This window comes from Rheinheimera fenheensis (assembly GCF_039871805.1).
GTDB classification, from domain to species: domain Bacteria; phylum Pseudomonadota; class Gammaproteobacteria; order Enterobacterales; family Alteromonadaceae; genus Alishewanella; species Alishewanella fenheensis.
The window spans coordinates 19409-31515 of record NZ_JBDPJM010000012.1 but is presented as its reverse complement, the minus strand read 5'-3'; the positions used below and the strand labels follow the sequence as shown (position 1 = coordinate 31515).

Here is a 12107-nt window from a genome sequence, read left to right as displayed (position 1 = left end):
CAGAGGCCAGCTAAAGCTGTTCAAATTCGTTCCCGACGAATTTGTCGCCCGCTTTACCAGGGCTCAGACACTCTGTGCCGACCAGAACGGTGTTCTAATCCGTCCATCACTCACATCTGCTTCTTACTAAAAATGAATCACCGTGCGAATCGACTTACCCTCATGCATTAAATCAAAGGCTTCATTGATCTGCTCCAGCGGCATGGTATGGGTAATAAAAGTATCCAGCTCAAACTCGCCGTTTAAGTAGCGCTCTACATAGTCCGGCAACTGCGAGCGGCCTTTTACGCCACCAAAGGCAGTACCGCGCCATACCCGGCCGGTAACCAGCTGAAATGGCCGGGTGGATATTTCCTGGCCGGCACCGGCGACACCGATAATCACCGACTCGCCCCAACCTTTATGACAGCACTCGAGCGCCGAGCGCATTACATTCACATTGCCAATACACTCAAAGGAGTAATCAACGCCGCCATCAGTCATCTCAACAATCACATCCTGAATTGGCTTGTCGAATTTTTTCGGGTTAACCACGTCAGTTGCGCCGAGCTTTTTCGCGATATCAAATTTATCTTCGTTAATATCAATGGCAATAATACGGCCGGCTTTGGCCATTACGGCGCCAATGATGACCGACAATCCGATACCGCCTAAGCCAAATACGGCAACGGTATCACCTTCTTTGACCTTAGCGGCATTCACCACAGCGCCCATGCCGGTGGTAACACCGCAGCCGAGCAGACAGACTTTCTCCAGCGGCGCGTCTTTGTTAATTTTCGCCAGTGAAATTTCCGGCAATACGGTGTATTCCGAGAAGGTCGACGTGCCCATATAGTGATAAATCGGCTTGCCATCTTTGGAGAACCGCGTAGTACCATCCGGCATTAAACCTTTGCCCTGGGTAGCGCGAATGGCCTGACACAGGTTGGTTTTGCCCGATAAACAAAACTTACATTTGCCGCACTCTGGCGTGTACAGCGGGATAACATGGTCGCCCACCGCCACTGACGTGACGCCCTCGCCCACCGCTTCGACAATACCACCGCCCTCATGGCCCAAAATACACGGGAAAATACCCTCTGGATCGGCACCCGACAGGGTATAAGCATCAGTATGGCACACACCGCTGGCCACAATACGCACCAACACTTCGCCTTTTTGTGGTGGCATTAAATCCACTTCTTCAATAGATAATGGCTGGCCCGGGCCCCAGGCCACAGCGGCGCGTGTTTTGATCATTTGCATTGCATTATCCTTTTAATTAACTGCACAGACATAAAATTGCTTACCCGCAAGTGTAACCTGATTTTTATTTTTGCCATATCAGTATGAATAATACTAAAATGCAAATCAGTTTTTCAAATATGTAAAAATAGACAATCAAAAAGCCGATTTAATACGAGAAGGTTTAATTGAAACACTGGATTGGCATCAGCGAATTTGTTGCGGTGGCAGAGCAGCAAAGTTTTACCAAAGCTGCCCGTCAGCTGGACATTTCGGTAGCGCAGGTTAGCCGCAATATTGCCGAGCTGGAAGCCAGCCTGGCGATTAAACTGCTGTATCGCAGCACGCGCAGTGTCAGTTTAACCGAAGAGGGCTTGCTGTATTTGCAGCATTGTCGCCACTTAGTCGCCAGTTTAGAAGAAGCCAACCGCACACTGGCCAATTTAAAAGCCACACCGCGCGGCCAAATTAAACTTACTGCACCGGTGTTTTATGGCGAAACCCGCATTGCGCCGCTGCTGCATGATTTTATGCTGTTATACCCGGATACAGAGCTTGATTTACAGCTGAGCAATAGCAAACTGGACTTAGTACAAGGCGGTTTTGATTTAGCCATTCGCTTAGGCACACTGGAGAGCTCCAGCCTGATTGCGCGTAAACTGGCCAGTCGTACCCAGTATGTCGTGGCTGCGCCGGCTTATCTGGCTAAATATGGCACCCCGGCCAACTTAACCGAACTTGCCAGTCATCAATGTCTTACCGGCACCGTGGCGCAGTGGCGTTTTATGCAGCAGGGTAAAGTGGTCCAGTTTAAGCCTAAAGGCCGTATTGTCTGCAACAGTGGTGTGGCGCTACTGGACGCTGCACTTAAAGGGCTAGGCCTGGTGCAACTACCCGATTACTATGTTGCCGATAAGCTGGCCACTGGCGAGCTGGTGGCGGTGCTAAACGAGCAGCGCCAACCGGATGATGGTATCTGGGCGCTGTATCCGCAAAACCGGCATTTGTCGGCAAAAGTGCGGGTACTGGTCGATTATCTGGCGACGCAACTTGGTTCAGCTCCGGCGCTGTGATAGCGTTTTACTAACAGCATTTTTATGGGACCAATAATGAAACCTGTTTTTTCTACCTTAATTTCTGCCCTGCTGCTATTAGCGAGCAGCCTAAGTTTTGCCAACGATAGCTTTAAACAAGGCGAGCATTATCAGCTACTGGCCACACCACCAAGCTCCAAAGCACAGGTAGTAGAGTATTTCTCTTACTATTGCCCATTTTGCTATAACTTCGAGCCTATTGTCGCCGAGCTGAAAAAAGCCTTACCAGAGGGCACACCACTTAATAAAGTACCTGTCTCTTTTTTGGGTGGCAATATGGCCGCAACAATACAGCGCGCCCACGCCACGGCTGAGCTGTTACAGGTTGAAGATGCCTTTGCCGCTGCACTGTTTAATCAGATTCATCAACAGCGTAAAGCACCGCAAAGCCGCGGCGACATTACCAAACTGTTTGCCAGTATTGGTGTCGAGCAGCCGCAGTTGGATGCAGAGTTTAACAGCATGGTGGTAAACAGCATGATTACCCAATACGACGCCGAGGTGAGCGCTGCCGGCATCCGCTCAGTACCCAGCTTTGTGGTGAACAACAAATATCTGGTTAACATCAGCGCGGTGTCCTCACAGGAGCAGTTTAATGCGCTGGTCAACTACCTGCTTGTATTGCAAGCAGAGGCGAAAACAGAATGAATAGGGTAAAAATTGACCTGGTATCTGATATCGCCTGCCCCTGGTGTGCCATTGGCTACGCCAGATTGCAGCAGGCGCTGACTAGCCTGCCCGATTTACAGGTTGAGCTTCAGTGGCATGCTTTTGAATTAAACCCGGATAAAAACGCGCCGCAAGAGCCAATACTGCCGGCGCTAAGCCGTAAATATGGCCGCAGTGAGGAAGAAATGCGCGCCGCCCAAAGCAATATGATGCAAATAGCGGCCGATTTAGGGCTTAATTTCACTAAGATGCAGCAACGTTTTACCTGCAACACCTTTGACGCACACCGGCTGGTAAAGTGGGCAGAGTCGACAGAGCAAAAAGCCACGGCAATGAAACTGGCGCTGTTTGATGCTTATTTTGGCGAAGCCAAAGATGTATCTGATGCAAAAGTATTGGCTGATTGCGCTGTAAAAGCCGGACTGGATAGCGGCGAAGCTAAACGCATTTTAGCCAGTGATGCATACCGTGATACGGTGCAGCAGGATATTGCTAAATATCAGCAAGCGGGTATCTCGTCAGTGCCGGCTTTTATTATCAATAACAAATACCTGATCTCCGGCGCGCAGGAACCCGCACAATTAGTTGCGGCGTTAAAACAAATAGCTGCTGAGCAGGCTTAAGCGAGATAAAGACGCAGCGCAAAGGCTTTGCGCTTCGTCTTTTTATTTAACTTTCAGGTATTTAGCTTAGTAAGTGTTACAGCGTTTCTAACAGCAGCGCTATACCCTGGCCACCACCAATACACATGGTCACCAAACCATAACGGCCATTTATCCGCTTAAGCTCAGCCAGCAGTTTAATGATCAAAATCGAGCCAGTGGCGCCCACCGGATGGCCCAACGCAATAGCACCTCCGTTGGGGTTTACCTTGTTGTTATCAAACCCGAGGCTTTGGCTTACCGCCATCGCCTGAGCGGCAAAGGCTTCGTTAGATTCAATCACGTCTAAATCGGCCACCGTTAAACCCGTTTGCGCCAGCAGCTGTTGCACCGCAGGTATCGGCCCCAGCCCCATCACACCCGGCTCTACGCCGGCAAAGGCATAACCAACAATGCGCGCCTGTGGCTGTAAACCGCGTTTGTCAGCTTCAAGTCGGCTGGTTAGCAGCAGCGCCGCGGCGCCATCATTTAAGCCTGAGGCGTTACCGGCCGTGACAATGCCATCTTGCTTAAACGCCGGCTTCAATTTAGCTAAGCTCTCTGCTGTGGTATCCGCGCGGATATGTTCATCGCGCCTAAACAGCACTTCGCTGCGGCCTGCTGGCACGGTTAGTGGCTCTATCTGCTCGTCAAAATAACCCTGCTGCTGCGCATTGGCAGCACGTTGCTGGCTCTGCAGCGCAAAGGCATCTAAATCGGCGCGGCTAAAACCATATTGCGCCGCAATGGTTTCGGCGGTAATACCCATATGGCCGCTACCAAAAGGGTCGCTAAGAATACCCAGGGTTAAATCGGTCATACTGCTATGGCCCATTTTCAGGCCGCGGCGCACCTTGGGTAATAGATAAGCACCGTTGCTCATACTTTCACTGCCACCGGCAAGGGCAATCTTGCTCTGGCCCAGTTGTATCAACTGCACGGCCGATATCACCGACTGCACCGCCGAGCCACATAAACGGTTCACATTAAAGGCGGCAGAACTGGCTGACATGCCAGCATTCAAGGCGATGTGCCGGGCTAAATAAGCATCCTCAGCACTGGTGGTAATAATATGGCCAAACACCGCATGGTCGATATCCGTTGCCGCCACGCCAGCACGCTGTATTGCCGCTTTCGCCACCGCCGTGCCCAGCTGCGCCGGGCTTAAGCTGGCTAAACTGCCACCAAAACTACCAATAGCGGTGCGGGCACCAGCCAGGATCACGACATCAGATAACTGCATAATTTTTCCTGCTGAAAAACAAAACCCTGCGTTATGCAGGGCTCTGTGTCACGAATTTAAGGCTTGGTGTACTTCTCCAGCCACTGAAACACCTCGTTGTACCAACGTACACGATTGTCTTTATTTAAGATCCAGTGGTTTTCATCCGGGAAAATCACTAAGCGCGAGTCGATACCCTTGCGCTGCAGGTTAGTAAAGGCACCTAAACCCTGCGCATAAGGCACGCGGTAATCTTTTAAGCCGTGAATAACCAGCATAGGCGTTTGCCATTTATCGGCATGCACGGCGGGGTTAAATTTCTGATAGTCAGACTCTGGATTCCAGGCCGGGCCGCCTAAATCAAATTCCGGAAACCACAGCTCTTCGGTGCTGCCGTAAAAGCTTGGCATATCGTACAAACCAGCATGGTTTACCAGACACTTAAAGCCGGTTGGCCAGTTGCCGGCAATCCAGTTCATCATATAGCCACCATAAGAGGCACCCAGTGCACAAGCACGGTTGCCATCTATCCAGGGCTGGGCTTTTACAATGTACTCAAAGCCTTTTTTCAAGTCTTCCAGTGGCTTACCGCCCCAGTCACGGCTAATTGAATCGGTAAAGGCCTGGCCATAACCGGTAGAGCCATGAAAATCGACCATCACCACCGCATAACCCTGAGCGGCATACATCTGCGCATTCCAACGCTCGTTAAACATATTGCCAAAGCTGCCTTGCGGTCCGCCGTGCACTAAAAACGCCATCGGGTATTTTTTCTTGGCGTCAAAATTCCACGGCTTTACCAGATAACCGTACACGGTTTCGTCATTGGCGCCTTTAAAGCTAAATTGCTCATAGTCACCAAACTGCACTTCTTGGCGCCAGTCGGCGTTGATGTCGGTCAGTTGGGTCAAATTGCTACCATCCAGGTTTAACTGAAATACCTCTGGTGGCATATCCAGTTTGTGGTTGGTAAACACCAGTTTATCGCTGGCCACATTTAACGCGCCAGCAGTGCCATCGCCAAACACTTTGCGTACATCACCAAAGCCGGTGTTAATGGCATAAATGCTGTACTGGCCAACATCCTGCGTAGTGACATACACAGTGCGGTTATCCGGGCCAAATTTGTAATCGCTGACAGAGCGGTCAAACTCAGGCGCCAGCTCTTTTTTCTGCCCGGTCACCATATCCAACAGCATCAGGCTGAATTTATCGGCTTCGGCCTGTGGCTTGCTCATGGCTTTATAGGCCATAAAACGGCCATCACTGGAGAACGACGGCTGTGCATCCCAGGCGGGGTTGGCCGCGGTTAAATTCTGCTTTTCACCACCCGCTACCGGCACCATAAAGATGTCGTAATTGGTGTGCCAGGCCTGATCTGCAGCAGGAATTTTCGCACTAAAGACTAAACGGGCATTGTCTGGCGTAAACGCCACTTCTTTCATACCGGCAATATTGGTATTCCACTCGCTCATCAGGTTAGTGGCGTCTTTCACCGCCCCCTGCCCCAGTGCCGCCACATGTAAATGGCTGCGATATGGCGTTAACCAATGATCCCAGTGGCGAACCATTAGCTGGTCATAGGCCATGGCGCTGTCTTTTCTCGCCGCATCTGCGGCTTTGGCATCCAAGGTACATTGCAGGTTCTGACAGCCGGGCTTCACCGCTAACGCCAGCGCAATCTGTTTGCCATCGTTTGATACTTTAAAACCCTCTACCGGCAGCGGTAAATCGGTGACCTGCAGCGCTTCACCGCCGTACAGTGGCAATTGCCATACCTGGTTCGAGCCGCTGCGATCGGCAATAAAATAAAGACTCTGGCCGTCGCTTGCCCACTGCAGCTGGCTTTCGCGGCCGGCGCTTTGGGTTAAACGGGTCACTTTATTTAAGTTGGATAAATCCATCAGGTATAAATCAGATGACGTATCTGCCGGGCTAAAACCGGCATTAGTCTGGCCGTATGCCAGGAAACGACCATCGGGCGATAACACCACATCATGCAGTTTATTAAAGCGGTTTAAATGCTCTACGGTTAATGGCCCTTTGGCCGTGGCGCTGGCGGATGCCAGCAGCGCCAGCGCAACTAAGGTCTTGTTCATGCGTATCCCTTGATTTTTAGTTGTTATAAGCTGAAAAAATAAAGGCCACAGCAGTGCTGTAGCCTTAATTCGGATTAGGCTTTTAACGCCGCATCCAGAACTTCAATTTTGGCTTTCCAGATAGCCGGCCCCTGCTGATGCACGTTGTTGCCGTTAGGGTCAACCGCCACGGTTACCGGCATATCCTGCACCTCAAACTCGTAAATGGCTTCCATACCTAAATCGGCAAAGGCTACCACGCGGGCTTTTTTAATCGCTTTAGATACCAGATACGCTGCACCGCCCACCGCCATTAAATACACCGCCTTGTGCTTTTTAATGCTTGCTACCGTTTTATCGCCACGCTCAGATTTACCAATCATGCCAAGCAAACCGGTTTGCGATAACATCATGTCGGTAAATTTATCCATCCGCGTTGCGGTTGTCGGGCCGGCCGGACCTACCACTTCATCGCCCACCGCATCCACCGGGCCGACGTAGTAAATAAAGCGGTTTTTAAAATCGACACCATCAGGTAAGGCTTCACCACGGCTTAGCATATCGGCTATGCGCTTGTGCGCGGCGTCGCGGCCGGTAAGCATTTTGCCAGATAACAGCACGGTTTCACCGGCTTGCCAGCTTTGTACTTCCTCTGGCGTTACGGTGTCTAAATTTACCCTACGTACATTACTACCAAGCTCCCACGTCACCTGTGGCCAGTCTTCCAGTTTTGGCGGCTGAATATCGGCTGGCCCCGAGCCATCTAAGTGGAAATGCACATGGCGCGTTGCAGCACAGTTGGGGATCATCACCACGGGTAAGCTAGCAGCATGGGTCGGTACGCTATTAATTTTTACATCGACCACAGTAGTTAAGCCACCTAAGCCCTGAGCGCCAATACCCAGTTTGTTTACTTTTTCATACAGCTCTAAGCGCAGCTTTTCATCAGCCGTTTCTGCACCTTTAGCAATTAAATCCTGAATATCCACCGGCTCCATTAAGGCTTCTTTGGCCAGCACCGCCGCTTTTTCAGCAGTACCACCAATACCTATGCCGAGCATACCTGGCGGACACCAGCCAGCGCCCATTTTCGGTAGGGTTTCCAGCACCCAATCGACAATAGAATCAGACGGGTTAAGCATCGCCATCTTGGTTTTGTTCTCAGAGCCACCGCCTTTGGCGGCAATCATCACTTCAACATGATGGCCGGGCACTAAATCGATATGCACCACTGACGGCGTATTGTCTTTGGTGTTTTTACGCAGCCCTGCCGGGTCTGCCACTATAGAGGCGCGCAGCGGGTTATCCGGGTTTAAGTAAGCACGACGGGTTCCTTCATCCACCATCTGCTGCACCGTCATATCGGTTTTATCCCACTTGACGTCCATACCAATTTTGACAAAACAGGTCACAATACCGGTGTCCTGGCAAATCGGTCGGTGGCCTTCAGCAGACATGCGCGAGTTAATTAAAATTTGCGCTATGGCATCTTTTGCCGCCTGGTTTTGCTCTTTGTGGTAGGCCACCTCCAACGCTTTGATAAAATCCAGCGGGTGGTAATAAGAGATATATTGCAGAGCATCTTCGATGCTATCGATAAAGTCTTGCTGGCGAATAACCGTCATGTTCTACCTGTCCTCTGACGCCTCTGGCAGCGCCATGTTTAACTATTTTAGCGGGTGCTGGTATGATAGCGCGCATCAGAAACAGCGGCTAGCCCCATTAATGCAGCAGTACCTTATTCCAGCGGAAATTTATGGCAATACGCCTGACACCTTACTCAATTTGTTTAGTCACTTCGCCAGCCAGCCCTGGTCGATGCTGCTTGACTCAGCCGCACCTGAGCATGTTAACAGCCGCTATGACATTATCGTGGCCGAACCGGTTGCTACACTTGTAGCCGAGCATGGTTATTGTGTGCTAACCGACGAGCAAGGTAGCCATCATTACAATGAAGACCCTTTTACCGTACTTAACTGCGCGCTAAAACGCTATTTTCCTACTCAAGCCCACAGCAATTTGCCTTTTATCGGCGGCGCCATGGGTTATTTTGGCTACGACTTAGGCCGTTATATTGAAAAGCTACCCACCACAGCAAAGGCCGATATCAAACTGCCCGATCTGGCGGTAGGCCTTTACCAGTGGGCGCTAATACTCGATAAGCAAAAACAACAACTGTGGTGTGTTGATTATTGTGGTAACGCCGAGCAGCGCTGGCAAAAATTGCACAAACGTTTACAACAAAAAATAGCGCTAACCCCTTCTTTTAGCTTAACGACACCCTGGCAGGCGAATATGGATAAACACGGCTATGTCGCGCGGTTTAATCAGGTACAGCAGTATTTACTGAGTGGCGATTGCTACCAGATAAACCTGACCCAGCGCTTTAGCGCGCAGTATCAGGGTGATGAGTGGCAGGCTTATTTACAACTACGCGATAAGAACGCTGCGCCTTTTTCTGCCTTTATCCGCCTGCCGCAGGGTGCGGTACTCAGCATCTCGCCCGAACGTTTTTTACAGCTACATAGCGGCAAAGTCGAAACCAAACCGATTAAAGGCACCCGGCCGCGTGGTATTTGCCCGATGACTGACGAAGTGGAAGCCGATAACCTGCGCCATTCGGCGAAAGATCGCGCCGAAAACGTGATGATAGTCGATTTGCTGCGTAACGATTTAGGCAAAGTGTGCCTGCCAGGAAGCGTTGCCGTGCCGCAGTTGTTTGCCATTGAGAGCTTTCCGGCGGTACATCATCTGGTTAGCACGGTAACCGGCAACTTATCGCCTGAGTACAGCGCCTGCGATTTATTGCGCGGTGCTTTTCCTGGCGGCTCTATTACCGGCGCCCCCAAGGTGCGGGCGATGGAGATCATTGAACAGCTAGAGCCACAGCGACGCTCTGTATACTGCGGCGCTATTGGTTACATTAACAGCTGCGGTGATATGGACACTAATATTGCCATTCGCACGCTGATTTGCAGCGAAGGGCAAATTCACTGTCAGGCTGGTGGCGGCATTGTCGCCGACTCCGACGCTGATAGCGAATATCAGGAAACCCTGGATAAGGTAAATAAAATTCTGCCGGTGCTGGCCGGGGCGGAGCATTAAGATGCTAGCCGTTGAGTTTCGACAGCGCTTTATACTGCAGCAAGCCGCGGCAGCCGACATTATCGCGGCCGGTGACAAACACCAGGCTGCGGTGTTAGTGCCGATAATTAATTATGGCGACAAGCTGCAGGTGTTGTTTACCCAGCGCGCGCTACATTTACGCCACCACCCGGGGCAAATCAGCTTTCCAGGCGGGCGCATCGAGCCAGGCGAAACTGGTAGCATCGCCGCGCTGCGCGAAGCCGAAGAAGAAATTGGTTTATTGCCCAGCGCGGTAGAGTTACTGGGCCACCTGCCGCTGCAAAGCACCAGCACCGGTTTTACTATTCAGCCCTGGGTGGGTTTGCTTAAACCGCAGCGTCGCTGGATTTTGCAGGTCGATGAAGTGGCCGGTGTGTTTGAAGTGCCACTAACGCATTTCTTACAGCAGGAAAACCGCTATCAATTTAGCCTGCCGCTACGCGGTAAAGTACAGCAGCTACACGCTATGCCATATCAGGATAAGTTTATCTGGGGGGCTACCGCCGCCATTTTGCATAGGTTGTGCCTACAACTCGCATAAGATTTTTCCATTAGTTTTTCTCATCTGTAATAAGCGCTGACCAGTTACCAACCGACTTACAGAAGCACGCTGCTTGGGCTACAATGACGCAATTATGATAACGACCAAACAGAATAAATTATGATTATCAGCGCTTTTGATATGTTTAGCATCGGCATTGGGCCGTCCAGTTCACACACCGTTGGCCCGATGCGGGCGGCGAAAAAGTTTACCGATGACTTAACCGAGACAAACCTGCTGGAAAAAGTGGCCAGCGTGAAAGTAGAGCTTTATGGCTCGCTGGGCCAAACTGGTGTCGGCCACGGTACCGGTAAAGCGGTGATTTTAGGCTTAGCCGGCTATTTGCCTGAAACGGTAGACCCGGATGCGGTGCCGGGATTGCTAAAACAAGTACATGACGAGCAGCAAATCCGTCTGGCAAAAAGCCACCCGGTCAGCTTCCCGCGCGAGGGTGCTATTGTATTTCACCGGCGTAAAACGCTAAAAGAGCACTCTAACGGCATGGAGCTGATTGCGCTAGATAAGGACAAAAACGTGGTGCTAAGCGATGTGTATTTCTCGATTGGTGGCGGTTTTATTGTTAAAGCTGAGGATTTTGCCAAAGAAAAGGAAGCCGCCAGTCAGTTTGCCGCTGATAACCCGCCGCCGTTTCCGTTCGAATCAGGTGCTGAGCTGCTGGCTCTGTGCAAAGAAAACGGCTTGTCAATTGCCGGCCTGATGCTGGAAAACGAAAAAGTATTACGCAGCCCGGCACAAATTACCGATGAGCTGAATAATATCTGGCTGACTATGCGTGCCTGTATTGAGCGCGGCATTAAAACCGAAGGCATACTGCCAGGCGGGTTAAAAGTAAAACGCCGCGCTCCGGCACTGTATAAAAAGTTGATGGCAGAAAAAAGCAGCGACCCATTGCAGGTGATGGACTGGGTTAACCTGTTTGCCTTAGCGGTAAACGAAGAAAACGCCGCCGGTGGCCGGGTGGTTACCGCACCGACTAACGGCGCGGCCGGTATTATTCCGGCGGTATTAATGTACTACGATAAGTTTATTCAGCCAGTTACGCCGGATATTGCCGTACAGTATTTGTTAACAGCCGCTGCTATTGGCATTTTGTATAAGAAAAATGCCTCTATCTCTGGCGCAGAGGTCGGCTGTCAGGGCGAAGTGGGCGTCGCTTGCTCAATGGCGGCGGCCGCCTTAACCGAAATTCTTGGCGGTACACCTTCGCATGTAGAAAACGCTGCAGAGATCGGCATGGAACATAACCTTGGCCTAACCTGCGACCCTGTCGGTGGTTTGGTACAGGTGCCGTGCATTGAGCGTAATGCCATGGGTGCGGTAAAAGCGATTAACGCTTCACGCTTAGCACTGCGCGGTAGCGGCGATCACAAGGTGTCGCTGGACAAGGTTATAAAGACCATGTGGGATACCGGTAAAGATATGCAGACCAAGTATAAGGAAACCTCTCGCGGTGGTTTGGCAGTAAATATTATCGAGTGTTAACACTTAGCA

Annotated in this window: 10 protein-coding genes; 6 read left to right on the top strand and 4 right to left on the bottom strand. The window is 51.0% G+C overall.

What is annotated here, in order from left to right:
* Positions 1 to 126 precede the first annotated feature (126 nt).
* Positions 127 to 1236 (bottom strand): S-(hydroxymethyl)glutathione dehydrogenase/class III alcohol dehydrogenase, encoded by a 1110-nt coding sequence (locus tag ABGI61_RS14695; RefSeq protein WP_440590661.1) that lies wholly within the window; start codon positions 1234 to 1236, stop codon positions 127 to 129.
* A gap of 176 nt (positions 1237 to 1412) precedes the next feature.
* Between ABGI61_RS14695 and ABGI61_RS14690 the strand changes: the two genes are divergently transcribed.
* The 3 genes from ABGI61_RS14690 to ABGI61_RS14680 are packed head-to-tail and all read left to right on the top strand — an operon-like array spanning position 1413 to position 3610.
* Positions 1413 to 2297, top strand: a complete 885-nt coding sequence (locus tag ABGI61_RS14690; RefSeq protein ID WP_347602385.1) for a LysR family transcriptional regulator — start codon at positions 1413 to 1415, stop codon at positions 2295 to 2297.
* A gap of 36 nt (positions 2298 to 2333) precedes the next feature.
* Complete coding sequence (locus tag ABGI61_RS14685) at positions 2334 to 2966, top strand: thiol:disulfide interchange protein DsbA/DsbL (RefSeq protein WP_347602382.1); 633 nt, start codon at positions 2334 to 2336, stop codon at positions 2964 to 2966.
* Positions 2963 to 3610, top strand: a complete 648-nt coding sequence (locus ABGI61_RS14680) for a DsbA family oxidoreductase (protein WP_347602379.1) — start codon at positions 2963 to 2965, stop codon at positions 3608 to 3610. Before ABGI61_RS14685 ends, ABGI61_RS14680 begins: the two co-directional genes overlap by 4 nt.
* 76 nt (positions 3611 to 3686) lie before the next feature.
* Here ABGI61_RS14680 and bktB read toward each other — a convergent pair whose 3' ends face one another.
* From bktB to ABGI61_RS14665, 3 genes are all read right to left on the bottom strand, one after another.
* Positions 3687 to 4871 carry a beta-ketothiolase BktB gene (gene bktB, locus ABGI61_RS14675; RefSeq protein ID WP_347602376.1) on the bottom strand — a complete coding sequence of 395 codons (1185 nt, stop codon included), beginning with the start codon at positions 4869 to 4871 and terminating at the stop codon, positions 3687 to 3689.
* A gap of 56 nt (positions 4872 to 4927) precedes the next feature.
* A complete protein-coding gene (locus ABGI61_RS14670; RefSeq protein WP_347602373.1) occupies positions 4928 to 6949 on the bottom strand; it encodes a S9 family peptidase in 2022 nt (673 codons plus the stop codon).
* A gap of 74 nt (positions 6950 to 7023) precedes the next feature.
* A complete protein-coding gene (locus ABGI61_RS14665; RefSeq protein ID WP_347602369.1) occupies positions 7024 to 8553 on the bottom strand; it encodes a fumarate hydratase in 1530 nt (509 codons plus the stop codon).
* 100 nt (positions 8554 to 8653) lie between these two features.
* Between ABGI61_RS14665 and pabB the strand changes: the two genes are divergently transcribed.
* From pabB to ABGI61_RS14650, 3 genes are all read left to right on the top strand, one after another.
* Positions 8654 to 10033 carry an aminodeoxychorismate synthase component I gene (pabB, locus tag ABGI61_RS14660; protein WP_440590660.1) on the top strand — a complete coding sequence of 460 codons (1380 nt, stop codon included), beginning with the start codon at positions 8654 to 8656 and terminating at the stop codon, positions 10031 to 10033.
* 1 nt (position 10034) lies between these two features.
* On the top strand, positions 10035 to 10595 hold the full coding sequence (locus ABGI61_RS14655; RefSeq protein ID WP_347602363.1) for a CoA pyrophosphatase: 561 nt from the start codon (positions 10035 to 10037) through the stop codon (positions 10593 to 10595).
* 120 nt (positions 10596 to 10715) lie between these two features.
* On the top strand, positions 10716 to 12098 hold the full coding sequence (locus ABGI61_RS14650) for an L-serine ammonia-lyase (protein ID WP_347602360.1): 1383 nt from the start codon (positions 10716 to 10718) through the stop codon (positions 12096 to 12098).
* Positions 12099 to 12107 lie beyond the last annotated feature (9 nt).